We start from the raw sequence: 24574 nt of genomic DNA on the forward strand, positions 1-24574 counted from the left end.
TTTATTTCACACGAGGCGTCAAGCTGGAGCATCGCGCGCATGAGTGATGATCACATCCAGCCTGCGGGGGCTAACCAGCCGGACCACGCCGGTGGCCGAAGGTAACTGCCTCCCAGATAACGCATGAGTAAGGAACCCGCGCTCCGCGAAATTCGAACGTTCCGCTAGCCACTAGCAGCACGTCGCTTACGGAAATCCGGCACTGGCAGACCGCCCCATCCCCAGTTCTCCAAGTCGACTTCCTCAATGACGACGAAGGTCGAGTCGAGCGGCTTATTGAGTACGTCGAGAAGGAGTTGACTGACACCCGAGATGAGGGCGGCCTTTTCCTCCGGACTTACAGAATCGCGGCCGGGTCTGGTTCCCTCGCGTGTGACCTGAATGGTTACGATAGGCATGATGGACTCCGTTGACAAAGAAAAGACCGCTCATGAATGAGGCTATTAATGGTCTCGCACGAGGATCGAGAGGACGCGTCCGTGGCTCTCTCTTGCGGCCACTATTTCGAGGCCAAGAGGTCGGGCTTGATCGGCAACTGCCGTAGTCGGACCCCCGTTGCCGCATAGGTTGCGTTGAGTACAGCGGGAGCTAGCGCCGACGTTCCGGGCTCCCCCAATCCGCCGGGGGACTCGCCACTCTTGACGATCTCGACTTCGATCGTTGGAGCCGCATCGATGCGGAGCATCTGATAGGTATCGAAGTTTGTCTGTTCGACACGGCCGTCCTTAAGGGTGATCTCCCCGTAAAGGGCCGCTGTGATGCCGAAGATAATGCCGCTCTGGATCTGAGCCACGACGGTGTCGGGATTGACGGCGACCCCGCAATCGACGACCGCAACGACGCGATCGACGTGCACATCGCCGCTCCTGGAGACCGTCACCTCTGCAACCTCGGCGAGATAGGTCCCGAACGACTGCGACAGTGAGATGCCGCGCCCCCTGCGGGGGCCCAGCGGTGTTCCCCACCCCGCTTTCTGCGCTGCACGTTCGAGAACATGTAGAGCGCGCGGGTTATTGTTCAGAAGACGACGACGAAAGGCGACTGGGTCCGTCTTCGCAGCAGCGGCGAGTTCGTCGATGAAGCACTCCACGACATAGACATTGTGCGTGGGGCCAACGCCGCGCCAGAATGCCGTCGGGATGCCTGGAGGCTCCACACGCACATATTCGACGCGCCTGTTGGCGATCGCGTAGGGAATTGCGGCGGCGCCGTCGACCGCGTCCGGATCTAAGCCGTTCTTGACCACCGACGGAAAGTAGCGGGACATAATCGACGACCCGGCAATTCGATGGCTCCAGGCTATCGGCGTGCCCTTTTCATCTAGCCCGGCGCTCATGCGATCGTAGTAGTACGGCCGATACATGTCGTGTTGGATGTCTTCTTCCCGGCTCCAGACGACCTTGATCGGCCCCTTGGCTTGCTTGGCGATGAGTGCCGCCTGGACGATGAAATCGACCTCGAGCCGACGCCCGAAGCCGCCGCCGAGCAGGTGATTGTGAACCCTGACCTGATCCTCCTTCAATCCGAGATGCTTTGAAACCTGAAGTTGGGCGATATCGGGAACCTGCGAGCCGACCCAGATGTCGCAGCCGTTATCCGTGACCTGTACTGTGCAGTTGATCGGCTCCATCGTGGCATGAGCGAGAAACGGCGCCTCGTAAATGGCGTCGACCTTTGTCTTCGCTCGGCCGAGTGCGGCGTTAGTGTCCCCTTCGTTGGTGGCAACGGCGCCGGGTTTCAGGGAGGCGGCTGCCAGAGCGGACACKACGGCCGCCGTCGAGACKGACGCGTTAGGCCCATCGTCGAATGTCACCGCCGCGGCCTCGAGGCCCTTCTTCGCCGCCCAGTAATGATCGGCGATGATGGCAATCGCGTTGCCGAGATTGGTGACCTGATGGACGCCGGGGACCTTCAGAGCGGCCGCCTCGTTGAATGAGGCGACGGTACCGCCGAATACCGGGGAGGCAGCAACGGTTGCGACTTTCATGCCTGGCAACTTGACGTCGATACCAAACACCGCCGTGCCGTTGACCTTGCCGGAAACGTCGAGCCGCTTGGCGGGCGTTCCGATGATGCGGAAGCTTCCCGGGGCCTTGAGCGGGAATTCTGCTGGTACCGCGAGTTTCGCGGCTTCATCGACGAGTTCGCCGTAGCCGATCCGGCGATTGCTCGCCGCGTGGATGACCTGGCCGGATTCGGTCGTCAAGCTTCTGGCGTCCACGTGGAAGCGCTTCGCGGCCGCTGCGATGAGAACCTGCCGCGCCGCGGCACCGGCTCGACGCAGAGGCAGATAAAACGCTCGGATCGAGGTCGACCCGCCTGTCATTTGCACGCCGCCGATGAGGGCGTTGCCGTATAGCTTGGCATTCGCGGGCGCATGGTCAACGGTGACATCGCCCATGTCGATGTCGAGCTCTTCTGCGACCAGCATCGGCAAGGACGTATAGGTGCCTTGGCCCATCTCAACCATTGGCGAGATGACGGTCACCTTGCCCGCGTGATCGACGCGGATGAAAGCGTTCGGGGCAAACGGCTGAGCCTGCGGCGCCGCCTCTGCCAGCAGGCTTCCGGATGGAAGGGACCAGCCGATGACAAGACCGCCGCCCATCGCTGCGCCGGCGTGGAGGAATGCGCGGCGAGAAACGGATCGATCCGCAACGTCTCGAACTAATGTCATGTGAAGACCTCACTGTGCGCGAGAGGAGGTTGCGGCCTTTTTGATCGCTTCCCTGATGCGCACATAGGTGCCACATCGGCAGATGTTGCCTGACATCGCCGCGTCGATGTCAGCATCCGTGGGCTTCGGGTTGCCTGCGAGAAGCGCGCTCGCCGACATGATCTGGCCTGATTGGCAATAGCCGCACTGCACGACCTCCAGATCGAGCCACGCAGTTTGGACGGCCTTGCCGGCAGCCGTGTTGCCGATCGCCTCAATCGTCGTAACGGATTTTCCAGCCGCATCACTGATCGGCGTGATGCAGGAGCGGGTCGGCTCGCCATCGATATGAACGGTGCAAGCGCCGCACTGGGCGATCCCGCACCCAAATTTCGTTCCCGTCATTCCGAGAATGTCCCTGACCACCCACAGGAGCGGCATTTCGTCAGGGGCATTAACGGACAAGGATTGGCCGTTCACTTTGAGACGATGCATCGCATGATCCTCCCTGGGCTTGCCGTAAGAAACTTCCATCGAAAATTCGGGGTTCGCCGGCTTCTGGCAAAAAGTAGTTTACAGCTTCAAGCGACCGCAGCCCGTCTCGGCAGCTTCCAGTCCGGGCGAATGAAGTGGCAAGTATAGCCACCCGGATAACGCTCCAGGTAATTCTGGTGCTCCGGCTCGGCTTCCCAGAAAGGTCCGGCAGGGGCGATTTCCGTTACGACCTTCCCGGGCCATAAGCCCGATGCTTCGACGTCGGCTATAGTGTCTTCGGCGACGCGCTTCTGCTCGGCGCTGGTGTAGAAGACCGCCGAGCGGTAACTGAAACCCCTGTCATTGCCCTGACGGTTGAGCGTCGTGGGGTCATGAATCTGGAAGAAGAATTCCAGCAATTGACGGTAGCCGACTCGCATCGGATCGAAGATGATCTCGATGGCTTCGGCATGAGTGCCGTGATTCCGATAAGTGGCGTTCGCGACGTCGCCGCCAGAGTAGCCGACGCGTGTGGAAATGACGCCATTGTAATGCCGAACCAGATCCTGGACGCCCCAAAAGCAGCCACCGGCAAAGACCGCGCGTTCCTGTGTCATCGGATACTGTCCTTGTTTGTATTCGAGACGAATGACAATGCGTGGGCGTCTACGGCGAAACCGTCGTCGCGAGCCATCGCGCTACTGCCATCCTCCTATCCCTCGTAGGTCGATCATTCCCGTCGAGCGAAAGCCGATTACTCACGCGGCAATTCGACCTCGCACCATTTGCTGCGCCACCTTGGCAACCCGTTCGCCGAGCCCTTCAGCGGTCAGCAGATCCGATGCAGGCGGTGCCAAGTCCGGCCCTTGGTCCGCATTCGACTGTGCCGCGGCGCCGAGCCAGAAGCCCAATCGATTGAGATCCTCCTCGGAGCCAGTCGACTGGTTATTGCCGCCCGGAACACCGAGGTTCACCCAGTGCATTCCGTGCTGGGCGGCAAGTATCGCAAGCTGGAACAAGGTCACCAACTTGTCTCCGGAGCGCGATGCCGAGTTCGTAAACCCGGCGGCAATTTTGTCACGCCAAGCGCCAGATGCGAATACCTCCGACGTCGTGTCCATGAAGCTTTTGAAGGGGCCGGAGATACTGCCCATGTATGTAGGCGCGCCAAAGATGATGGCGTCGGCTTTCGCCAAATCGTCCCAGCGGGTCGGTGCCTCGTCTGAAGTCATGAAGAGGACTGTTGTCCCAGGGACTTTTTCGACACCTCGCCGGACGGCTTCGGCCTGGCGTGCGGTGTGCCCATAGCCGCTGTGGAAAACAATCGCTACGAGGACGTCTGAGTTCGAGAAATTGGGTGCCAACATGGCGGTCACGCTGCGCTCAAGCCACGTGCCGAAGGCTGCATCTCGGATAGCAGCTTCAGCAGCGCCTGGGCTCCGGCTGTCGACGAACTGGGGTTCTGGCCCGTGATCAAGCGACCGTCCGTGATGGCGAAACTCTCCCAATTCGGCACTTTCTCGAAGAGGCCGCCGAGGCGCTTCAGCTCATCCTCCACGAGAAACGGCACGACATGAGTCAACTGGACTTCCTCTTCTTCAGTATTGGTGAAGCCGGTGACGCGCTTTCCCTTTACGATAGAAGCGCCCTGATACATGACCCTGTGCAGCACTGCCGGGGCATGGCAGACGGCGGCCACGGGCTTTCCCGAATTGTAGAAGGATTCGATCAGCGCGATTGAGTCAGTGTTATCGACCAGGTCCCACATCGGCCCATGACCGCCGGGATAGAAGACGGCATCGAAATTGTCGGACCTCATGCTTTCAAGTTTTACAGTGGTGGCCAGATCCTTCTGAGCCGCCGGATCCATCTTGAATCGCGCCATGGCGGGCGTCTGGTTTTCTGGGAGATCGCTCTTCGGATCGATGGGTGGCTGCCCGCCCTTTACCGAAGCAAGAGTCAGTTCGACGCCGGCGTCGCGAAATACATAATAGGGTGCAGCAAACTCTTCGAGCCAAAATCCGGTCTTGCGGCCGGTGTCGCCAAGCTTGTCATGCGACGTCAGTACCATCAGAATGTTCATCACTCTTCTCCTTGAGATGGGCTCGTTGAATTCTCCCGCATTAGGGCGCTTCGAGTGGTGGAAGTCACTTGGACCTAGGTACCGACGACACGATGGTATAAGGCGCAGCTGGGGCGACGGCGACGATCACTGATCGTTGGCTGCATGGGGTAAGATCGCCGGTATTATCCAGCGGCCATCTCGTAGCGCCAGGCGCTGTCGCACATCGTCATGAGGCGGCGGGAATCTAAGCATTCACGCATACGGGGCTAGCACTTGGCCTTCGACGTCTTCCGCGCCGCATTAACAATTATTCACGACGATTCATTCGCTGTTTTTCCCGCACCGGAGCACGGTCAGCGTGCCTCGCACGGCAAGCGGCCCCAACGTGTCGAGTATTGGTCAAACCTATTGGGGCCTTCGCGTATTTATCCAGCAGGAGAATGCACCATGTTCCCTTCCTCGGAGTCGGTCATCACCGAACGACATTCAGGTAAAGCATTCGCCGAACTACCCGGCGCGCTATCAGCGCCGCTCGTATTTATCGCCGGCGGCGATAGGTCCACGCGCGAGGGGTTGGGGGCAATCGTCCGCGATGTGGGCTGGCGTGCGCGGGAGCTGTCGTCTGCCGTGGCCCTGCTTTCGGAGCCTGAGGCCTCTTCGCCGAGTTGCCTCCTGCTCGACCTAACGCTTCCAACGCAGGGAGATATTCAGTTTCAGGAATGTCTAGCGGCCGAGCGCGCTGGCACGCCGGTGGTATGCATAACCGCTGTTGCCGATGTGCTCACGACGGTACGCGCCATGAAGGCCGGCGCAGTGGACGTTCTGCCGATGCCCGTGCAATCCGATCTCTTGATCGATGCGGTCCACCAAGCTTTGGCACGCAGCGAAGCCCTGCTGCGGGATAGCTTGGCCTTGCGACGGCTCCGCGAGAAGTATGCTTCGCTTAGTCCGCGCGAACGCGAAGTGATGATGCTGGTCGTGTCGGGCCTCATGAACAAGCAGGTCAGTGGCAAGCTGGGCATCAGTGAAATCACGGTGAAGGCGCACCGCGGCCAAGCGATGCGCAAGATGATGGCGCGTTCATTCGCCGAGCTGGTGAAAATGGCCGACAAGCTGATGAATCTGGGGGGCGAATGCCGTTTGCCGGGCCCGCGCGCGCCAATTTTAACTACCATCCAAGCTGGACAGTTCGTCGAGCAGCGCCTTGGCGCGGCGTAGATCGGCGGTCTCGAACCCTTCGATGAAGCGCCCGTAGATCGAAGCGACGAGGTCTCGCGCGTCTCGTCGCCGGCCATCCCTCTGGTGGCGCCGGGCGAGGCTCAGGGCTGTTCGAAGCTGCCACGAAAGTGCTTCCTGTCGGCGTGCCCACTCAAGGGATTGTTCGAAATGCTTCTCGGCCTCCAGATCAGCCGCCTGGCCACCCGCTTCCTGAAGCAGCTCGCCTTTAATCCGCAGGATCTCGGCGATGCACCATAACTCTTCGTCGCGTTCGCACATAGCGAGCGCCTTGTCGATGATCTGTATGCCTTCAGCGACGCGGCCGGCGAGTCGTAGTCCTTCGGCATATTCGGCGTACACCCAAGTTTGCCGTAGCGAGAAGCGGTTCTCGGGCAACGTCGCCAATGTCGTTTGCAGCAGGTCCAGACCGGCTGCGAGTTGGCCTTGCTTGATCAGTAAAATTGCCTTGAAGCATTTGCCCCACGCCTGCCAGATCGACAGGCCTTCCCGTGCTGAGCGGCTGAGCAGTAGCTCTATGTAGTGCTGCGCGCCGGGTAGATCGCTGGCCATTAATGAAAGAAAACAGGCGCCTTTGGTCAGCGAGTTGCAAAGGGTGAGTGTGTGGTCGAGCTCCTGCGCCTCCTCAACGTTGAGGGCATTCATAGTCGACGCCTGGGTGACGAACCCTTGCAGCCACAAGATTGAGACCAGGAAATTGCGGGCAGTAATTTTTTGGTCGAACTGAAAACGGATGATGTGGGCGCGATGGACGGGCGCCACATAGCGGTTCAGCATGTATTCGATCTGCCGCCGGGCGACCCGTTGGTCGCCCATGAAATGGATGGTAAAGCCACGCATGCGTTCGCCCGTCAGTGGATCGACGGGGTCATCCGATCGGTTGGCGAACGCGCAGAACCTATCCGCCAATGCCAGAGCCTCGCGAAACGCGCCTCGATTGTGAGCATCGCACCAAAGGCACCACAGCACGCGCATCATGTAGTCGACATCGTCGAGCTGCTCGGCAAGCCTAAGTGCCTCGTTCAGGGCCGTTTCCAGTTCTGGCCCCGACGCCTCGATGTTGAGCAGCACCGCCCCCAAGGCGTGCTGAAATTGAAGTTCGAGGTGCAGGTCGCGCCGTGTCTCGGAGGTTAGCAATGTGAGCGACTGCGAAACGCGCGAGCGGCATTCGTTCATGAGCGACAGATGCATCCACAAGGGCAGCGCTGCTTCGGTCAGACCCACACCCAACATCGCGTCGTCTGCGGACAAGAAGGCCCAATCCAATGCCTTGCGAACGTTGTCGATCTGGCGTCCATACTTCGTGAGCCAATCATCGCGTCCGATCGCTTCCACATCGTTGCCGGCGCTGACAAGCATAGTGCGATAATGCTCTGCATGGCGGCGCGCGGTCGAGACGAACTCGGCGCTCTCGACAAGCTTCTCGATCGAGTAAGCGCGTGTTGTGTCGAGCAGGCGATAGATAGGGGCCTGGTCTAGGGCATTTACGGAGACCAGCGACTTGGCAACCAGATCGGCGATTGCCCGGATAATGTCGGCTGCGTTATCCTCCTTGTCGATGGCAACCGCTTGAGCAGCCTCGAGAGTGAAACCGCCGACGAAGATCGAAAGGCGGCGCAGCACAGTCTGCTCAGTGCGGTCGAGATACTCGTAGCTCCAGTCAAGCGCTGCCGCCAGGGTTCGATGCCTCGGCAGAGCCGTGGTACGCCCCTGCATAAGGAGTTGGAAGCGGTCGTTCATTTGCGAGGCGAGATCCTGCAGGCCAAACGTGCCCACGCGGCTTGCTGCGAGCTCAATGGCCAACGCCATCCCGTCAAGCTTGCGGCAGATATTTGAGACCAGCGAGACTGTCTCGTCAGTCACTTCGAACGCCTCTGTGTTCGATTTGGCCCGCTCTATGAACAGTTCGACAGCCGGAAAGGAAAGAGCTTGCCGGACTGTTAGGACTGCTGCCCCTGGCGGTGTGTCGAGCGGTTCGAGATGATGAACGTTCTCTCCCTCCGCCCTCAGCAGCTCTCGGCTTGTGGCGAGCACGCGCAGGGTAGTCGTACCGCGCAGTACGAATTCGACGAGTTCACTTGCTGCCTCGAGGACGTGCTCGCAACTGTCGAGTACAAGCAAGACTTGGCGAGCGCGTAGGAATTCGACCACCTCCGCTATCGGATCGTCCGATGTCACGACAAGTCCAAGCGCCTCCGCAACGACGCTCGATAGCGAGATCGACCTTGAGACCGTCGAAAAATCGATGAAGAACACGCCATCAGCGTAAGCCGGGGTTGCCAGATCCGCGACTGCGAGAGCTACAGTCGTCTTGCCAATGCCGCCTGGGCCTACGATCGTAAGGAGTCGGCGACGTTCAAGTCGTTTGACCGCCTCGGCTACCACGCCATCGCGCCCGATCACCCGCGAGATCGACTTGGGCAGTTGTTGACTACGCTCCGCAATGACGGGCACGGTATCTGCTGCCGCCGTCGGCGGCGCGGCGAGCGCAACCGGCGCCACGAAGCGATAGCCTCGGCCCGGCACGGCAACCACGTAGCGGGCGCCATCGCGTCCGTCGTTTAGCGCCCGTCGGAGCAACGCGATCTGGGTGCGCAGATTTCCCTCGTCGACTACGACGTTGGGCCAGACCCGCGAAACCAGCTCGTCCTTGGTAAGCAGTTCTCCCGGCCGTTCTACCAGGGTAATCAAGATATCAAGCGCGCGGCCGCCGATACGGACAGGCTTGTCATCCTCAAGCAGGAGCTGCCGCTCCGGCTGCAGGCGAAAGCGCCCAAACTTCATCTCTCGGGCAATGGGATGGCCCGAACTCTCCGGCGGCGCTGCAATCGACAAATCAAGGATCCGATGTTGATTCCCAGATTATCAGCTAAGGTCCTCCGATGATAAAGCGCCATTTTGTTGCGATCGGGCTGCGCAATAAGCGCAGCTTCATTCAAGTAATAGCGTAATGTTATAATGGAATTTCTATTGATAAGGCATCAGAACTTATTGGCTAGTTCGTATGTTCGAAGCCGCTTGCTACATGTCGTCCAAGACGGAGTTCAACATCTGATCGTTGTTGAAGGCCATTCACGAGGAGCGATTTCGTCCTGGCCTGCGTCGCAGGTCTAGCAACGGAGGCAAAAAATCGATCGAGTGCGGGTGGAAACACGCTATTATCAGGTAACGTCACCTCGTCGACGAAGCCCTTCGCCTCCGTAAGCGCCGTTTTACTGAAACTCGAAATACGTAGGGCGATCTCGTCGACGAATGAGTCGAGCTGCTCGTCCGGTACAGCGCGATTGACATATCCATAGCGTTCTGCGAGCGGGCCGGGAAAGTCATCCGCAACGAGAATGACCTCCATGGCGCGCCCGCGGCCCATCAAACCCCCAAGGCGAGCCATGGGGTTGCCGCCGGGCACAGCGCCGAGGCCTACCTCAAACTGCCCTAGAATAGCCTTCTCTGCACTCGCGAACCGCATGTCGCACGCTAATGCAAACTCGCTGCCAGCCCCCCGCGCACGTCCTCGGATTGAAGCGATCGAAACGACCGGCGCGCGGCTCAGCCGAACCAATACGTCCAGCCAAGGATGCATCCCGGTTGGACCTTTCACCATTGCGGCAGTGCGCGACTTGTCAGCCAGCACGTCATAGTGTGCGAGAAAAAAATCGGGATCTTTGCTGCTGAATACAACAACCTTGACCTCGGCATCGTTCTCCAGACGGTCTATTAGCGCTGCAAGCTCGCGGATAGTGTCGGGATCAATCAGATTAATCGGCGGATTGAAAAACTGGGCACGCAAATACCCCTTGGCGGGTTCAGTTAGCTCGATCTGAGTATGCATGTTCGGCCTCGCAAATGGTGCAAACTGAAACACGGCCTGTGCACGGGTAGATTCACGGGCCTCAGAAATCCATTCTCGGCTACCTACGCTTGCACGGCCGAGAACGCGTCCACTACTTCGCGTGTGGTCAGTATCGCGTGGGCGTAGGTCGGGCCGTTTAGCTCGTGAGCCGCGTGCATCATCTCACGCGTGAAGGCGGCCGTTGCGTCACGAACAAGCGTGACATGATAACCTAATTCCATGGCATAGCGTCCGGTGGATTCGACGCAGGTGTTAGCTAGCAGACCGATAAGAATCACATGCGTGATGCCGTGTTGGCGTAATTGTTGATCTAAATCCGTGTTGGCAAAACCGCTTTGCGCCCAATGTTCGTGGACGATGACATCGCCCGGTTTAGGCGCAAAATCAGGATGCCAGTCACCACCCCACTCGCCACGAGCAAACGAGTGGCGTTTCATGATGGCCCGTTGTGTCGGATTCGGATGGCACCAGCACTCGTAGTCGCCAGGTTCCCACCGGCGGTGGGGAACGATGAAGACCTTGACTCCGGCTTTTCGAACGGCACCGTCCACGCGTTTCAGGTTCACAATAAGGTCGATTTCCTCAGCGACCTCCTTGACCCTCGGCCAAATAATCCCGCCCTCGGACAGAAAGTCATTGTAGGGGTCAACGAATAGAAGCGCGGTTGATTTCCTATCGTACGCAGGCGCTGACATTTGCTTTCTCCTTGAAATGACATCGCCTAGTGGGACGCGATTTTGAGGGCTGCGCGCTCAATGCTCTGCGCGAAGAGTGGTGTTTCACCCTTGTTATGGGCGATCGACATCGGAGCACGTTGCGCACGGAAGATGTCGAACGGAATTCCTTGCCGATCGAGGAACTCCATGAATGCTGGCGTGGCTGTAGCGCGAACGTGGTTCGTGAACTCGCACTTCGTGGTATCGATGGCCTTCACGCTCAGTTCCCAGAGTACATTGATCGTTGTCCTCCCCGTTGGCGTCAGGATGTCAGACACTGACTCCAGCACGAGATGATCGGGTTTTCCGAGAGTTTCGACGTAGTGCTGTATACTGAGACTGCCGCCGATGATCTCAACGTTGATCGACATCCGCCGTCCGTCAGCAGCGGTCGTTGCGCCTGCCGCGATATGCGCGGGTGAACAGCCCTGATATTCTTTCTCGCTGAGTGAGAAGCACCAGGTCGGGATGTCGACCTTGTCGACAGGGGCGTTGATGATCGCGGTGAAGCTGGAATTGACGATCTCGTTCTCGGTCATTTTGGCATCTCCTTGTCGCACTTGGGTTCACCGATAGAGGGCCTGCGCAGACGAGCGCTCAGATCGCTGCAGAAGGCCGGCACATAGGGCGGGTCCGTCACTTTTGACGGGGCGCAGTCGGGCCAGAAATTCGCTGGTAATCGCGGCAACCTCATCGGCTGCGACATCGAGCGCGAAATGCCCTGCTTCCAGGAAATGCACTTCTGCCGAGGGAACATCGCGCTGGTACGCGTATGGCTCCGAATTTTCGAAAGACAGATCGTACTTTCCCCACACGATCAGTAGCGGAGGTTGATGGTCTTGCAACCAGCGCTGCCAACGGCGGTAGGCAGCGACATTTGTTCTGTAGTCAAAAAAGAGATCAAGCTGGATTTCTGCCTGCTTCGGCTGGCTAAGGAACGTGCTCTCGTCCACCCAAGAATCTGGGTTGTAGACTTCGAACCTTGGATCCGATCCGACGTGCCGCCGCCTATTCGCCTCGATCGAGAAGAGGCTCTCCCATACATCTTGTTCGTGCCTGATACGGTCGTTCCAGAAAGCTTTTCGCTGGTTCCAGATGCTCGCCAGACCCGTATGATGCGCAACGGCATTCTGAACGATCAAGGCTTCAAGGCGATGTGGAGCGGCGATCGCCATGCGAAAGCCTATCGGCCCCCCGTAGTCCTGCAAGAACAGGCTGTAGCTCTTGAGTTTCAGCGCCTCAGCAAATTCACGCATCACTTCGCTGAGATGCTCGAATGTGTAGGCGAAATCGCCAGGATCCGGCGCCGCACTATGTCCGAATCCTGGATAGTCCGGCGCGATCAAGCGGTAATGGTTGGATAGTCGCGCCAGAAGCGGTTCATACATCCGAGATGACGACGGAAGGCCGTGGAGTAGCAGTATGACGGGGGCATCTCGGTCACCTGCCTCTCGATAGAAGATGGGCAGTCCGCCGACGTCCACGAAATGGTAGGAAATTGAGGTGCCCATCGACCTACATCCGACTGGCGTCGACGATGGCTTGGCTAAAGCCGTGTGGTGCCTCCTGGGGGAGGTTATGGCCGATCCCGCCTCGTATCACTCGATGCTGATACTTGGCCGTGAACTTCCTTGCGTAGGTCGCAGGGTCAGGGTGGGGAGCCCCATTTGCGTCGCCTTCGAGGGTGATGGTCGGCACCCCGATCGCTGGCGCAGTGGCCAAAGTCTTCTCGATCTTGTCGAACTGGCGCTCTCCATCGGCTAGACCCAGACGCCAGCGGTAATTGTGGACGACGATATCCACGTGGTCCGGGTTGGCGAAGGCGAGGGCGCTCTTCGAGAACGTCGTTTCGTCAAACCGCCATTGCGGAGAGGCTGTCTTCCAGATCAGCTTGGCGAAGTCGCTCGTATTTGCTTGATAGCCAGCTCGACCGCGCTCCGTGGCAAAGTAATACTGATACCACCAGGATAATTCTGCGGATGGCGGAAGTGGCTGTTGATTGGCCTTCTGACTGCCGATTAGATAGCCACTCACAGACACCATCGCCTTGCAGCGTTCCGGCCACATGGCTGCGACGATATTGGCCGTTCTCGCACCCCAGTCGTATCCTGCGATGACAGCGTTTTTGATGCCGAGCGCATCCATCAGCGCAACAACATCAACTGCGAGTGCAGCTTGCTGTCCGTTTCGGGGTGTTTCGCTCGTGAGAAAGCGCGTCGTGCCGTAGCCCCTGAGATACGGCGTGATAACGCGAAAGCCCTTCGCGCCCAGAATGGGCGCCACCTCTGCGTAGCTCTGGATATCGTAAGGCCAGCCGTGGAGGAGGATGACCGGCTCGCCGTTCTTCGGACCCACTTCACTGTAACCGACGCTGAGAACGCCCGCCTCGATCTGCTCCACGCGAAGAAGAGCGGGACTTTCGGCCCGCGCTGGCGCAGCTTCGGCCGGTGACGGCGAAAGAAGACCGAGTTCGCCGACGGCGGCTATCGCGGCTGCGGTTCCGACGAAGTTCCGGCGGCCAAAATCAACAGGTAATGATCGTTCGATCGTCATGATGCCTATCCTGGTTTGAGGGGCAGCTCTAGACGGCGATCGCCGTTGCTACCTCAATGTTGCCGTGGGTTGCGCGGGAGTACGGGCAGAGCGTGTGCGCCTCATCGGCGAGGGCCTGCGCCGTGTCTCGGGGCAGGCCGGGGAGGTTAATGTTGAGCCGCGCGCCGAGGGTGTAGAAGCCGTCGACAAGGCTAAGGTCCACCTCTGCGTCGATCGAGAAATTCGACGGTAGGGCGACCTTTTGCCGCCTTGCTGCGATGCCGATCGCGCTTTCGAAACAGGTTGACCAACCCGCAGCGAAGAGTTGCTCGGGGTTGGTTCCCCTACCCTGGCCGCCGGGTGGAGAGATTTTGACGTCGAGATGCCCGTCAGAGCTTCTCGATGCTCCGCCCTCCCGACCGCCGGTCGTGTGGACTTTTGCGGTATACAGTAGCTTTGACTGATGGTTCATGACGGAACATCCTGCATAACGGTTGTCATTTTCGACCAAATTGATTGGCCGATATTTGTCGACACGTCATGTATCGGACGTTGCAAATTCGGGCGCGATTGAACTCAGGTATCGGTCAATACCTAGATATCGATTGTTAGATGCCGCGGCCGCCTGGATCTTTTGTATCTGAATGCGCTTAACCCGGCACTTATGTATCGGCGATACCTTTGTGCGATAGATCGCATGATCGCTGTGCCTCATCATCATGTCCGAAGCCATGAGCTCGGGCGATGCATTGGGAGGCCAATATGGTTGGAAATGACCTGATCAAGGTGAAGCGCGACACTCGGGCTCTTTGGCGCGTTTTGATCGACAATCCGCCACTGAACATTTTTGGCCCGGAATCGCTGCCGGGCCTGAACGATGTCGTGACAGCGCTGGAAACAGATCCCGAAGTCAGAGTTGTGGTGTTTGAAAGCCCGGTGGAGGGATATTTCGTAACGCACTACGACTTTCTCGCCGACCCGGAAGCGACGCTCGGCCTGCCGCCCGGGCCTACAGGCCTCCAGCAGCTGCCAGATCTGCTCGTCCGCATCAGCCGTGCGCCAGTTGTTTCGATTGCGAAGATCCGCGGTCGAGCGACAGGCGTGGGCAGTGAGCTCGCCCTTGCCTGCGACATGCGCTTTGCCAGTCGCGAGAAAGCTATCCTGTCGCAGTGGGAAGTGGGAGCCGGTCTGGTTCCCGGAGGCGGTCCCATGGCGCGCTTGCCACGGCTTATGGGTAGGGGCAGGGCGCTGGAAGTGCTGCTTGGAGCGGATGACATCGACGGCGAACTTGCCGAGCGCTACGGCTACGTTAACCGCGCTTTTCCTGATCAGGATCTGGACACTTTTGTTGGTGCCCTCGCGAGCAGAATTTCGACATTCGACCGGGACGCGATTGCCGAGACCAAACGTCTCGTGAACAAGGCGAGCCTGCCATCAGATGCCGACATTGCGCCTGAATGGGATGCGTTCCTGGCTTCGCTCAATCGGCCGGCGGCCAAGAAGCGGATCCAGAAGCTGATGGAGCAGGGCTTCCATCGTCCTGGAGAAGTCGAGCGCAGGCTAGGGCACTACGTCGGGCAAATTGGGCTCTGACGTCCCCTGCAGCCCGCAAAGACAACGCCTTGGCAGCAAATGGCATTGCTCGGACCCCAGCGGATGGGCGCCGTCTGCAATGCTTGTCTTCAATTTTCAAATGTGAGGATAGGATCATGAAAGACGGTAAAGTAGCCATTGTGACAGGTGCGTCCCAGGGAATGGGAGCCGCTCTCGTCGAGGGGTATCGGCAGCTAGGCTACAACGTTGTAGCGACTGCGCGCTCGGTGAAACCCAGCGAAGACCCGAAGGTTATTACAATCGCGGGCGATATTTCGGACCGCCAAACCGCGGAGCGTGTAGTCGCGGCTGCAAATGAGAGATTCGGAAGGATTGATACACTCATCAACAATGCAGGTATCTTCATTGCGAAGCGCTTTACCGAATATACGGTGGAGGAATTGGAAGCGATCTTGGCTGTCAACACGACTGGTTTCTTTCACATGACACAACTCGTCGTCGCTGAAATGGAAAAACGCGGCGCCGGCCACGTGGTCCAGATTACGACGACTTTGGCCGAGTCGGCGAATTCAGAAGTCCCGTCGGTCCTTGCATCGCTCACCAAGGGTGGGCTGAACGCGGCGACGAGATCGTTGGCCATCGAATTGGCGTCGCGCGGCATACGCGTGAATGCTGTTTCGCCAGGAATTATCAAGACGCCGATGCATGCGGTCGAAACTCATTCCTTTCTGGCGGGGCTGCACCCAGTGAAGCGGATCGGAGAGATTTCCGACATCGTTCAAGCCGTTCTCTATCTGGAAACGGCTCCCTTCGTGACCGGCGAGATCCTCCATGTGGACGGCGGCCAGAGCGCGGGTCACTGATCTGGAGGAGTGCTCGGATGGGCCAAGCCTATGAGATCGTTGACCACCAATACGATGTGGTCATCGTCGGCGCCGGAGGCGCCGGCATGCGGACGGCGCTCGGCATGTCGGCGTCCGGCTTGAGGACCGCCTGCCTGACGAAAGTCTTTCCCACACGGAGCCACACGGTCGCTGCCCAGGGCGGGATGGCCGCCTCCCTGGGGAATATGGGGGACGGTGACGACTGGCGTTACCACATGTACGACACCGTAAAGGGATCCGACTGGCTGGGTGATCAAGATGCGATAGAATATATGTGCCGAGAGGCGGTGCCCGCCGTGCTCGAATTGGAGCGGTTGGGAGTTCCGTTCTCGCGGACCGACGACGGTCGAATTTATCAGCGGCCGTTTGGCGGTCAGACGATCGGATATGGTCAGTCGATGGCCCAGCGCACTTGCGCGGCGGCCGACCGAACCGGACATGCGATCCTGCACACGCTTTATCAACGCTGCCTAGAGCACCACACGGAATTCTTTATTGAGTTCTTCGCGCTCGATTTACTAATGGACGAAGACGCCGGTTGCCATGGCGTGCTCGCCTGGGACCTTGAGGGCGGTACGCTTCACCGGTTCCGATCCCAGCGGGTCGTGCTTGCCACTGGCGGGTATGGTCGAGCTTATTTCTCATGCACCGCCGCCCACACTTGCACCGGCGACGGGAATGCCATGGCGCTTCGCGCCGGCTTGCCACTGCAGGATATGGAATTCACGCAGTTCCATCCGACCGGAATCTACGGCTCGGGCTGCCTCATCACTGAAGGAGCAAGGGGCGAGGGAGGCTACCTTACCAACTCCGAGGGCGAGCGCTTCATGKAGCGCTATGCGCCAACTGCTAAGGACCTAGCGGGACGCGATGTGGTCTGTCGCGCAATGACCATAGAGATCAACGAGGGGAGAGGATGTGGTCCTTTGAAAGACCACATCAATTTGCACCTTGAGCATCTGGACAAGGATATTCTGCATCATCGGCTGCCCGGGATCAGTGAGACCGCGCGCATCTTCGCAGGCATTGATCTGACGCGAGAACCGATCCCAGTGCTGCCGACGGTCCATTACAACATGGGCGGCGTACCCACGAATCTGCACGGAGAGGTCGTAACGAAGCGCGGCGCGGCAGCCGATATCGTTGTCCGAGGCCTCATGGCAATCGGTGAGGCTGCCTGCGTATCGGTTCATGGGGCCAATCGTCTAGGCTCGAATTCATTGCTAGACATCATTGTTTTCGGCCGCGCTGCCGCTCTGCGGGCTTCAGCCAGCCTGCGACCCATCGATTCCCTGCCACCGCTATCGGAAGACGTGACGGATCGTGCCATCGCCAGGTTCGATCGCTCACGATGGTCGAACGGAAGTGCTGATGTGGCCAGCATCCGCCGGGCGATGCAGCAGATCATGCAGAAGCATTGCGCCGTCTTTCGCGACGGTTCGTTGCTGGTTGAGGGTCAGGCGCGCCTTGCGGAAGTGGCTATGGAGATGAGGCATAACCTGGGAATTAATGACCGCTCGATGACGTTCAACACTGAACTCGTCGAGCTCATCGAGTTGGAAAACATGATGGCGCAGTCGATCGTTTGTCTCCAATCAGCCATAGCCAGGACGGAGAGCCGCGGATCGCATGCCAGAGAGGATTTTCCGCACCGGAATGACGAGACTTGGCTGAAGCATAGTTGTGCGTGGCTGGATGACGGAGGTCGAACGCGCATGGAATACCGCCCTGTGCGGCTCCAGCCATTGTCGAACGAGGTCTCTTCGATCCCGCCACGCGAACGCGTGTACTGACCGCGAGGCTCGTCGATAAGCCCGCCTGCTCCAGACGAACCACTTTTTGCCACTAGAGAATGCGAGCGCATCTGATGACTGCCGGTCCTCGCGCACTGGATACCCGAGCTGAGTCCGTATCCCGCGGGAGAGCGGTTCTGTCAGCATTCTGTGCGACCCTGATCGGCGTTGGTTTAGCCAGGTTCGCTTACACCCCGCTGCTGCCAGCTCTCGTCGAGGCCCGCTGGTTTGAAGCCTCTGCAGCGGCGTATCTGGCCGCCGCCAATCTGGCCGGATATTTGGTCGGAGCGCTGTTGGGACGAGCTGCCGCCGAACGTCTGGGAACGATAGGCGTGCTTCGCGGCATGATGGTGATGGCGACGGCATCGCTTCTCGCCTGCGGCTTTCCGCTCGGATTTCCATGGTATTCGGGCTGGCGTTTTGCCGCCGGTATGGCCGGCGGTGCCTTGATGGTCCTCTCAGCCCCTACCATCATTCCCCATTTTCCAGCTTCGCGCCGCGGACTCGTTGGCGGCGTCATCTTTATGGGCGTTGGTGCTGGCGTAGTGATCTCCGGCACCGTCGTTCCGCTCCTGCTGCAACGTGGCTTGGCCGCAGCCTGGATTGGCCTCGGGGTACTTTCTGCCGTGCTGACTATCGCTGCGTGGTCGGGGTGGCCCAGCGAAAGCCAGCACTCATTGCCTCACGCGCGAGCAAGCAATGCTCTCAGGCCTGGGCGACTCCGCGCACTTTATGCCTCATATGCCCTAAACGCCGCAGGCTGGGTGCCCCACATGGTCTTTCTTGTCGACTATGTAGCACGGGGTCGCGGGGAAGGAATTGCGATCGGCTCCCAGTACTGGGTCCTGTTTGGCATCGGTGCCACGTTCGGTCCCGTACTAGTGGGCTTCTTTGCTGATCACTTCGGGTTCGCTACGGCGCTCCGCCTCAGCTTCGTGCTTGAGGCCTGCGCGGTTGCCGTGCCAGCCCTCGGGCTGGGCGCATTCTGGTTGATGGCGTCCAGCGTAACTGTAGGGGCGTTCGTCACCGGCACGGTGCCCCTTGTCCTGGGCAGGATATCCGAATTGCTGCCTGACCACCCGGCGCAGCAGCGCGTGGCTTGGAGTAACGCGACTGCGGCCTTCGCTCTTTTCCAGGCAGTTGCCGCTTATTTGCTCTCACTAATATTTTCTCTGACCCATGGAAGTTATCAGACGCTTTTCCTTATCGGAAGCGGCGCACTGGTCGTGGCGCTGGTCATAGATCTAGCCGCAGGGAGGCGTGCAAAATAACGAACTGAGATAGCTTCTTAGAGTCTGTCCGGGCTGAGCGATCGGGTCGATGATGATTCCGCGAATGTGTCTGCGGCTAGAGCGTCACGGACGCGTGGTCGTGTTGGGCATGGCAAGCGTGGTGAAGCATGACGCTGCTCACTGACGATCTACAAGCCTCTAGATGATTGTCTTCGAAATTATTTATCCTCATTTGTGCGGAAGCAACCGTCAACCAGTGGCCGATGAATTACAATCTAAACGAAAGCAATATACGAATGACCGATGATCAAAGCATCGTAATGATCAACGTCTTTACCGTCAGACCGGACGATCAAGATAGGCTTGTGGACCTTTTGACATCCGCAACGAGTGGCGTGGTGGATCAAGCACCTGGCTTCATTTCAGCAGCACTGCACAAAAGTGTCGACGGTACGAAAGTCGCCATGTATGCGAGGTGGAGAAGCGCCGCCGACTACCAGGCCATGCGTGCCGACCCTAGGCCGTTGCCCTACCTCAAGGAAGCGCTGGGTTTCTCCACATTTGAGCCCGGTATGTACCGTGTCGAGCGTGCGTTCTCTCCTTCCGTATAGCAGTCCAGGTAGGGTCGCCATCGATACGCAGCAGCCGCCTCGTCAGGCGGCTCAAAGTCAGACGAGCGGGCGCTGTCACTCCATGGTCGCCACCGCTCGGCACTATGACTATGCGATCAGCCCAATGACTGATGAAATGGCGGAACTCCAAGTGGCGAACCGGCTTCGCTGCCGAGGCGCTGGAACGGATGGAACTTAGATGAACCAATAGCCAAGGAGGGAGGTAACGATGTTTAGCAAGACACTTGGTTCGCTATGGGTCGCAACGCTGTTAATTTCTCCGGCGGCGGCCGCCGACAAGCCGAAGGAGTTGGTGGTGGGAATTACCACCTTCCTATCCGGACCGGCCTCCGTGTTCGGAGTTCCCGGCAAGGACGCCGCAGATCTGCTGATCGCGAACCTCAATGCGAAAGGCGGCATTCTTGGCGTGCCGCTGCGCTCAATCGTCATCGACGAGGGGGCCGGTGCCAACCAGCTCATGTCGGAATATCGCCGGGTAGTGTTGAACGAAAAGGCTGAGGTCATGCTGGCCTCCGTCTCAAGCGCGAGCTGCCTAGCGCTGGCGCCGGTCGCTGAGGACCTCGAAGTCCCGAACATCCTATGGGACTGCAGCTCGCCGCGAATCTTCGAAGATAACAACTATAAGTACAATGTGCGCACGCAGGCACATTCGGGCGCGGAAATGCTCGCTGCGGCGCTGTATCTCGTCAAAAACAAGCCCGATTTCAAGACCGTCGCCGGCGTCAATCAGGACTATGCCGCCGGCCGCGATCAATGGGCTCTATTCATCACGGCTTTGAGGGCCTTGAAGCCGGATATTCAGGTCGTTGCCGAGCTATTCCCGAAATTCGGCGCGCCGGACTATTCGACCGAGATCTCCCGCATCCAGGCGCTGCGTCCAGACGTGATCGTCAACACCTCATGGGGCGGCGATCTCGACACATTCGTTCAGCAGGCGGCAGCGCGGGGAGTCATGACACAGGGAACCTTTGTCTTTCCCCTCGGCGAGAGTTCGCTTGAGCGTCTCGGTAATGCAATCCCGCCCGGCGTCATCATCGGCGGACGCGGCGATCATTACTTCCTGCATCCCAAATATAAGCAGGACGCCGCCTTTCAGGATTTCGTGAAGCGTTACCGAGAAAAGACGAACGCCTACCCGATATATCCGGTCTTCCACATGTCGCAGGCGATCTCGGCACTCCAGGGTGCCTACGAGAAGGCTGCTAAGGCCAACGACGTCCCCTGGCCGTCGAAGGAGCAATTGATGGCGGCCTTCCGCAACCTCAAGTTCCGTGGTTTGACTAGCGAAATCTCTATCCGTGAGGACAATCAAGGTCTGGAGGACCAGCTAATTGGCACCTCGGTGCGGGTTCCCGAATACGGCTTCGCAATCCTGGATCGGATGTCGATCTACCCCGCCAAGCTTGTGACCACCCCGATCGGCCAGAAGTCAGCGGACTGGCTGGCGAAGGTCAAGCTGGAGATGGCGCATGATCCGACAATCGAAACCTTTGTCGCCAACAAGTAGGGAACGGGGTATCGCGCCATGTCCATCCAGACCGTCATCCTGGCAACGCTGGATGGGCTCTCCTATGGGGCCCAGATCTTTCTGGTCGCCGTAGGGCTGTCCTTGATCTTTGGCGTTCTGCGGATCGTCAACGTGGCCCATGGCAGCTTCTATGCGATCGGCGCCTACGTGACAGCATCCATTGGCTTGTTCATCGCTGCCGCGGGCTGGAATCCGTGGCTCTCCTATCCGGCGATGATACTGTCGGCCTGCATCGTCGGTATCATGCTCGGCGGCGCACTCGAGGTCGGCCTTTTGCGCCGCATCTACGGCAAAGAACAGGTTCTCCAGCTGCTGCTGACCTTCGCCGTTTTCATGATACTGGAAGATCTTCAGAAGGCGGTTTGGGGTGTCAGGCCCTACTTCGTCAACGTGCCTCTCAGTCTGCTTGGTACGGTAAAGGTCCTCGGCATAAACTATTCGACGTACCAGGTTGTGGTCGTGCCACTGGTCGCGGTGATCGTCCTCGTCAGCTTGCGCTACATCCTGCGGCACACCCGGATAGGTCGGGTCTTGACGGCGGTGACAGACGACCGCGAGACTTCGGCCGCGATGGGCGTCGACGCCGGCAGGGTCTATCTCCTCGCCTTCATAATCGGGGCCTCTCTCGCCGCCTTCGGGGGAGCCTTGGCCTCGGCATCGACCTCTCTGGTGCCGGGGATGGGGGCCGGTATGATCATTCTATCTTTTGCAGTCGCAGCGACGGCCGGCCTCGGCAGGATTGAGGGGGCGGCCGTGGCCGCGCTGATGATCGGACTGGGCCGTTCGATCGCCGTCTACATGGCGCCCGAGTTCGATGTATTGGTGCCCTATCTGATCATGTTCGTCGTTCTGCTCTTCAAGCCCAAGGGCTTGTTCAGCGTCCCGCAGACGCGGAAAGTCTGATGCGTGCAGAAACCCTGATGGGAGCGACGGCCGTGGTCGCGGTGGCGATCGTCCCGGTCCTCGTGCCATGGACGGCGGTGATGCTGACGATCGCGCTCGCAGTTGGCCTGACGGTGCTTGGCATCATCGTGCTACTGCGAGCCGGGCAGGTCTCGTTTGGGCACGGCCTCTATTACGCTGCCGGCGCCTATACAGTCGCCTTTCTAGTCAAGGCTCGGCTCTCGCTGGACGCCCTGGTCCTGATCCCTCTGGGCGCGCTGGTCGCAACGCTGATCGCGGTCGCTTTCGGTTTCTTCGCAGTGCGTTATCGCGACATCTTCTTCTCGATGATCAATCTGGCGATCTCGATGGTAGCATTCTCCCTGCTTGAGAAACTCTACAATATCACCGGCGGCGGCGACGGCCTGAACGTGGCGCGTCCGACTCTGGCCGGCGTCCGCCTCGGCCGGATCGCCTTCGAGTCCTGGATGTTCTATTCGACGCTGGCGACTGCCATGCTTTGCGCTTTCCTGGTAGCGCGCTACCTCGCTTCACCGCTGGGCAAAGCGCTCGAGGCGGTCAAAAGCAACGAGACCCGGCTGGAATATCTTGGCGTCTCCGGCAACCGCGTTCTCCATATTGCCTATGCGATTTCGGGTACGCTCGCTGGCTTGAGCGGGGCGATAATCGCTATCGTCAACGGGCATGTCTCGCCCGAGTTCGCCTATTGGGTGCGCTCGGGCGAGTTCGTCTTCATTTCAATTCTCGGTGGCGCGGGCAATGTATTAGGGGCATTCGCGGGCTCCATTGTCTTCGAAGTCATTCGCAATTACGCGGCTGCTTACGCCGCCGACTTCTGGCAGACGATTCTCGGCCTTTCACTCATCGCCATCATACTGTTTGCACCTGATGGCCTGGGTCAGTTGCGCTTCGCTAAGAAGAGGGCGCAGCCATGACACAGGACCTTGTACTGGAGGCCCGCAACTTGAGCCTCTGTTTTGGTGGCGTTGCCGCGGCCGATAACGCTTCGCTATCGGTTTTCAGTGGTCAGAGGGTCGCAATTATTGGAGCGAACGGGGCCGGCAAGACAACTTTCGTCAACATCTGCACGGGCTATCTAAGGCCGCAATCAGGCTCGGTTCTATTCGAGGGACGCGACATCACTGGTGCCACGCCGCGCCGGATCGCGAAGGGCGGGATCGGCCGCTCCTTCCAGTTGCCGCAACTCTTCCTTGCGAGCACTGTGATCGAGAATTTGTTGGTAGCACTGGCGGCGAGGGAAGGCATCTGGAACGCTTGGACCCCACTGGAGAGGCACCCCAAGCGCAGCGAGATGCTCGAACTGCTCGAAGTGATCGGGCTTGGCGACGCGGCGCACCGCCCCACGCGCGAGCTGCCCGAAGGCATGCGCAAGCTGATTGACATCGCCATGGCCCTCGCTCTGAAGCCACGGCTCATCTTCATGGATGAGCCGACTAGCGGTGTCTCCAGCAAGGAGAAGTTCGCGATCATGGACATCCTAGTCCGAGCGTTGCAGCACAGTGCAACCACGGCGATCTTCGTCGAGCACGACATGGACGTGGTGTCGCGTTACGCCGACAAGGTCGCGGTCTGGTCAGGCGGGCGAATCAGCTTGGAGGGCAGGCCGGACGACGTCCTCAACAATCCCAACGTGCGCAAGGACTTGATCGGAGTGTGACATGCTTCGGCTCGAACGAGCATCGACGGAGATCGAAGGCGTCACCGTTGTTCGGGATGCCAGCTTTGAGATAGTCGGGGGCAGCGCTGTAGCCCTGATCGGGCGCAACGGCGCCGGCAAAACCAGCGTGCTGCGCTCGATCATGGGCTTCCTGAAGCTTAGTTCCGGGCGGATCAGCTTTGACGGTCATGACCTGGCTGAAGTGCCTGTGCATCGCCGCCCATTCATGGGCATTGGCTATGCGCCGGAAGATCGCCGGCTCAACGGCTCGTTCACGCTGGAGGAGAATCTACGGTTTCCGGGCGAGGTCATGCGGCTTTCGGCGGCCGAAATGTCTCGGCGGCTCGATTTGGTCTACTCGATCCTGCCTGAATTGCAGGACTTGCGCAAACGGCCGGCAGCCGGCCTGTCAGGTGGGCAAGGCAAGATGGTCGCGCTCGGCCGCGCGCTGGTAGCCGGCGGCCGACTCGTCCTGCTGGACGAGCCCTTCCAGGGCTTGGCGCCGGTTCTCGCACAGCGCTACGGCGCTGCGCTGCGTGCGCTTCGCGACGCCGATCGAAATATCGCTCTGCTGATCACCGAGTCGAACCCCGACCTGCTGCGCTCCTTCGCCGACGAGAACTACCTGATTGAGCGCGGCGAGGTTTCGCGCCAGAGCGTGCTGCCCCGGCGCCCGCTCGCCGAATTCGGAGAGTCATGCCACTGACGGCACCGGAAATCCTACTCAAACGTGCGCTTCGAAGGCGGCCGCTGGAGGCTCCCGCGTGCTTAGCCCTGCTATCCCAGCCGGCAACGCAGCTCAGCACAGTCGAAGAAGGACAACCTCTGGCAGGGGTCGTTT

24 protein-coding genes are annotated in these 24574 nt (G+C 59.3%); 11 read left to right on the forward strand and 13 right to left on the reverse strand.

Features of this window, described 5'->3' with window-relative positions; genetic code table 11:
* Nucleotides 1–164: 164 nt before the first annotated feature.
* From AC1DGP_RS29225 to AC1DGP_RS29250, 6 genes are all read right to left on the reverse strand, one after another.
* Entirely contained in the window at nucleotides 165–398 is a 234-nt protein-coding gene (locus AC1DGP_RS29225; protein WP_476832821.1) for a tautomerase family protein, read from the reverse strand.
* Nucleotides 399–499: 101 nt separating this feature from the next.
* On the reverse strand, nucleotides 500–2677 hold the full coding sequence (locus tag AC1DGP_RS29230) for a xanthine dehydrogenase family protein molybdopterin-binding subunit (protein ID WP_476832822.1): 2178 nt from the start codon (nucleotides 2675–2677) through the stop codon (nucleotides 500–502).
* A gap of 9 nt (nucleotides 2678–2686) precedes the next feature.
* On the reverse strand, nucleotides 2687–3151 hold the full coding sequence (locus AC1DGP_RS29235) for a (2Fe-2S)-binding protein (RefSeq protein ID WP_476832823.1): 465 nt from the start codon (nucleotides 3149–3151) through the stop codon (nucleotides 2687–2689).
* A gap of 86 nt (nucleotides 3152–3237) precedes the next feature.
* Nucleotides 3238–3747: a peptide-methionine (S)-S-oxide reductase MsrA gene (gene msrA, locus AC1DGP_RS29240; RefSeq protein WP_476832824.1), complete on the reverse strand. Its 510-nt coding sequence runs from the start codon at nucleotides 3745–3747 to the stop codon at nucleotides 3238–3240.
* 141 nt (nucleotides 3748–3888) lie between these two features.
* Nucleotides 3889–4497 carry a flavodoxin family protein gene (locus tag AC1DGP_RS29245; protein WP_476832855.1) on the reverse strand — a complete coding sequence of 203 codons (609 nt, stop codon included), beginning with the start codon at nucleotides 4495–4497 and terminating at the stop codon, nucleotides 3889–3891.
* A 5-nt stretch (nucleotides 4498–4502) separates the two neighbouring features.
* Nucleotides 4503–5213 (reverse strand): type 1 glutamine amidotransferase domain-containing protein, encoded by a 711-nt coding sequence (locus tag AC1DGP_RS29250; RefSeq protein ID WP_476832825.1) that lies wholly within the window; start codon nucleotides 5211–5213, stop codon nucleotides 4503–4505.
* A 255-nt stretch (nucleotides 5214–5468) separates the two neighbouring features.
* On the opposite strand from AC1DGP_RS29250, the gene AC1DGP_RS29255 reads away from it, so the two are divergent.
* Nucleotides 5469–6413, forward strand: coding sequence for a response regulator transcription factor (locus tag AC1DGP_RS29255; RefSeq protein ID WP_476832826.1), 945 nt, complete (start codon nucleotides 5469–5471; stop codon nucleotides 6411–6413).
* Here the strand turns inward: AC1DGP_RS29255 and AC1DGP_RS29260 are convergent.
* The 7 genes from AC1DGP_RS29260 to AC1DGP_RS29290 all read right to left on the reverse strand — a co-directional run bounded on the left by AC1DGP_RS29260 (nucleotide 6360) and on the right by AC1DGP_RS29290 (nucleotide 14001).
* Nucleotides 6360–9266, reverse strand: coding sequence for an ATP-binding protein (locus AC1DGP_RS29260; RefSeq protein WP_476832827.1), 2907 nt, complete (start codon nucleotides 9264–9266; stop codon nucleotides 6360–6362). The genes AC1DGP_RS29255 and AC1DGP_RS29260 overlap by 54 nt on opposite strands.
* A 160-nt stretch (nucleotides 9267–9426) precedes the next feature.
* On the reverse strand, nucleotides 9427–10260 hold the full coding sequence (locus AC1DGP_RS29265) for an enoyl-CoA hydratase/isomerase family protein (protein WP_476832828.1): 834 nt from the start codon (nucleotides 10258–10260) through the stop codon (nucleotides 9427–9429).
* A gap of 83 nt (nucleotides 10261–10343) precedes the next feature.
* Nucleotides 10344–10976 carry a cysteine hydrolase family protein gene (locus AC1DGP_RS29270; protein ID WP_476832829.1) on the reverse strand — a complete coding sequence of 211 codons (633 nt, stop codon included), beginning with the start codon at nucleotides 10974–10976 and terminating at the stop codon, nucleotides 10344–10346.
* 26 nt (nucleotides 10977–11002) lie between these two features.
* Nucleotides 11003–11536, reverse strand: coding sequence for a hypothetical protein (locus tag AC1DGP_RS29275; protein WP_476832830.1), 534 nt, complete (start codon nucleotides 11534–11536; stop codon nucleotides 11003–11005).
* 27 nt (nucleotides 11537–11563) lie between these two features.
* Nucleotides 11564–12508 (reverse strand): alpha/beta fold hydrolase, encoded by a 945-nt coding sequence (locus tag AC1DGP_RS29280; protein ID WP_476832831.1) that lies wholly within the window; start codon nucleotides 12506–12508, stop codon nucleotides 11564–11566.
* Between the two features lie 4 nt (nucleotides 12509–12512).
* Nucleotides 12513–13550, reverse strand: a complete 1038-nt coding sequence (locus tag AC1DGP_RS29285; RefSeq protein ID WP_476832832.1) for an alpha/beta fold hydrolase — start codon at nucleotides 13548–13550, stop codon at nucleotides 12513–12515.
* Nucleotides 13551–13578: 28 nt separating this feature from the next.
* The gene (locus AC1DGP_RS29290; RefSeq protein WP_476832833.1) at nucleotides 13579–14001 is read right to left on the reverse strand and encodes an organic hydroperoxide resistance protein; all 423 of its coding nucleotides are present in this window, start codon (nucleotides 13999–14001) and stop codon (nucleotides 13579–13581) included.
* A gap of 290 nt (nucleotides 14002–14291) precedes the next feature.
* Here AC1DGP_RS29290 and AC1DGP_RS29295 point away from each other — a divergent pair, with 290 nt between their 5' ends.
* The 10 genes from AC1DGP_RS29295 to AC1DGP_RS29340 all read left to right on the forward strand — a co-directional run bounded on the left by AC1DGP_RS29295 (nucleotide 14292) and on the right by AC1DGP_RS29340 (nucleotide 24439).
* Complete coding sequence (locus AC1DGP_RS29295; RefSeq protein WP_476832856.1) at nucleotides 14292–15122, forward strand: enoyl-CoA hydratase/isomerase family protein; 831 nt, start codon at nucleotides 14292–14294, stop codon at nucleotides 15120–15122.
* Nucleotides 15123–15238: 116 nt separating this feature from the next.
* A complete protein-coding gene (locus tag AC1DGP_RS29300) occupies nucleotides 15239–15946 on the forward strand; it encodes an SDR family NAD(P)-dependent oxidoreductase (RefSeq protein ID WP_476832834.1) in 708 nt (235 codons plus the stop codon).
* A gap of 17 nt (nucleotides 15947–15963) precedes the next feature.
* Nucleotides 15964–17760, forward strand: a complete 1797-nt coding sequence (gene sdhA, locus AC1DGP_RS29305; protein WP_476832835.1) for a succinate dehydrogenase flavoprotein subunit — start codon at nucleotides 15964–15966, stop codon at nucleotides 17758–17760.
* A 74-nt stretch (nucleotides 17761–17834) separates the two neighbouring features.
* Nucleotides 17835–19031: a YbfB/YjiJ family MFS transporter gene (locus AC1DGP_RS29310; protein WP_476832836.1), complete on the forward strand. Its 1197-nt coding sequence runs from the start codon at nucleotides 17835–17837 to the stop codon at nucleotides 19029–19031.
* Between the two features lie 257 nt (nucleotides 19032–19288).
* On the forward strand, nucleotides 19289–19603 hold the full coding sequence (locus AC1DGP_RS29315) for an antibiotic biosynthesis monooxygenase family protein (protein ID WP_476832837.1): 315 nt from the start codon (nucleotides 19289–19291) through the stop codon (nucleotides 19601–19603).
* 229 nt (nucleotides 19604–19832) lie between these two features.
* Nucleotides 19833–21131 (forward strand): ABC transporter substrate-binding protein, encoded by a 1299-nt coding sequence (locus AC1DGP_RS29320; protein ID WP_476832838.1) that lies wholly within the window; start codon nucleotides 19833–19835, stop codon nucleotides 21129–21131.
* An 18-nt stretch (nucleotides 21132–21149) separates the two neighbouring features.
* On the forward strand, nucleotides 21150–22055 hold the full coding sequence (locus tag AC1DGP_RS29325) for a branched-chain amino acid ABC transporter permease (RefSeq protein ID WP_476832839.1): 906 nt from the start codon (nucleotides 21150–21152) through the stop codon (nucleotides 22053–22055).
* A gap of 32 nt (nucleotides 22056–22087) precedes the next feature.
* Nucleotides 22088–22990 (forward strand): branched-chain amino acid ABC transporter permease, encoded by a 903-nt coding sequence (locus AC1DGP_RS29330; RefSeq protein WP_476832840.1) that lies wholly within the window; start codon nucleotides 22088–22090, stop codon nucleotides 22988–22990.
* A complete protein-coding gene (locus tag AC1DGP_RS29335; RefSeq protein WP_476832841.1) occupies nucleotides 22987–23733 on the forward strand; it encodes an ABC transporter ATP-binding protein in 747 nt (248 codons plus the stop codon). The genes AC1DGP_RS29330 and AC1DGP_RS29335 overlap by 4 nt, the downstream gene beginning before the upstream one ends.
* A 1-nt stretch (nucleotide 23734) precedes the next feature.
* On the forward strand, nucleotides 23735–24439 hold the full coding sequence (locus tag AC1DGP_RS29340; protein ID WP_476832842.1) for an ABC transporter ATP-binding protein: 705 nt from the start codon (nucleotides 23735–23737) through the stop codon (nucleotides 24437–24439).
* The last annotated feature ends 135 nt before the right edge of the window (nucleotides 24440–24574 follow it).

This window comes from Allobosea sp. 05T433 (assembly GCF_056396065.1).

What these genes read in the sequence shown, in the direction of transcription:
- AC1DGP_RS29340 (WP_476832842.1), top strand. Translation starts at nt 23,735, where the DNA reads ATGCTTCGGCTCGAACGAGCATCGACGGAGATCGAAGGCGTCACCGTT.
- AC1DGP_RS29295 (WP_476832856.1), top strand. Translation starts at nt 14,292, where the DNA reads ATGGTTGGAAATGACCTGATCAAGGTGAAGCGCGACACTCGGGCTCTT.
- AC1DGP_RS29250 (WP_476832825.1), bottom strand. Translation starts at nt 5,213, where the DNA reads ATGAACATTCTGATGGTACTGACGTCGCATGACAAGCTTGGCGACACC.
- AC1DGP_RS29300 (WP_476832834.1), top strand. Translation starts at nt 15,239, where the DNA reads ATGAAAGACGGTAAAGTAGCCATTGTGACAGGTGCGTCCCAGGGAATG.
- AC1DGP_RS29310 (WP_476832836.1), top strand. Translation starts at nt 17,835, where the DNA reads ATGACTGCCGGTCCTCGCGCACTGGATACCCGAGCTGAGTCCGTATCC.
- AC1DGP_RS29290 (WP_476832833.1), bottom strand. Translation starts at nt 14,001, where the DNA reads ATGAACCATCAGTCAAAGCTACTGTATACCGCAAAAGTCCACACGACC.
- AC1DGP_RS29225 (WP_476832821.1), bottom strand. Translation starts at nt 398, where the DNA reads ATGCCTATCGTAACCATTCAGGTCACACGCGAGGGAACCAGACCCGGC.
- AC1DGP_RS29270 (WP_476832829.1), bottom strand. Translation starts at nt 10,976, where the DNA reads ATGTCAGCGCCTGCGTACGATAGGAAATCAACCGCGCTTCTATTCGTT.
- AC1DGP_RS29325 (WP_476832839.1), top strand. Translation starts at nt 21,150, where the DNA reads ATGTCCATCCAGACCGTCATCCTGGCAACGCTGGATGGGCTCTCCTAT.
- AC1DGP_RS29315 (WP_476832837.1), top strand. Translation starts at nt 19,289, where the DNA reads ATGACCGATGATCAAAGCATCGTAATGATCAACGTCTTTACCGTCAGA.
- AC1DGP_RS29275 (WP_476832830.1), bottom strand. Translation starts at nt 11,536, where the DNA reads ATGACCGAGAACGAGATCGTCAATTCCAGCTTCACCGCGATCATCAAC.
- AC1DGP_RS29285 (WP_476832832.1), bottom strand. Translation starts at nt 13,550, where the DNA reads ATGACGATCGAACGATCATTACCTGTTGATTTTGGCCGCCGGAACTTC.
- AC1DGP_RS29265 (WP_476832828.1), bottom strand. Translation starts at nt 10,260, where the DNA reads ATGCATACTCAGATCGAGCTAACTGAACCCGCCAAGGGGTATTTGCGT.
- msrA (WP_476832824.1), bottom strand. Translation starts at nt 3,747, where the DNA reads ATGACACAGGAACGCGCGGTCTTTGCCGGTGGCTGCTTTTGGGGCGTC.
- AC1DGP_RS29245 (WP_476832855.1), bottom strand. Translation starts at nt 4,497, where the DNA reads ATGTTGGCACCCAATTTCTCGAACTCAGACGTCCTCGTAGCGATTGTT.
- AC1DGP_RS29335 (WP_476832841.1), top strand. Translation starts at nt 22,987, where the DNA reads ATGACACAGGACCTTGTACTGGAGGCCCGCAACTTGAGCCTCTGTTTT.
- AC1DGP_RS29235 (WP_476832823.1), bottom strand. Translation starts at nt 3,151, where the DNA reads ATGCATCGTCTCAAAGTGAACGGCCAATCCTTGTCCGTTAATGCCCCT.
- AC1DGP_RS29280 (WP_476832831.1), bottom strand. Translation starts at nt 12,508, where the DNA reads ATGGGCACCTCAATTTCCTACCATTTCGTGGACGTCGGCGGACTGCCC.
- AC1DGP_RS29320 (WP_476832838.1), top strand. Translation starts at nt 19,833, where the DNA reads ATGTTTAGCAAGACACTTGGTTCGCTATGGGTCGCAACGCTGTTAATT.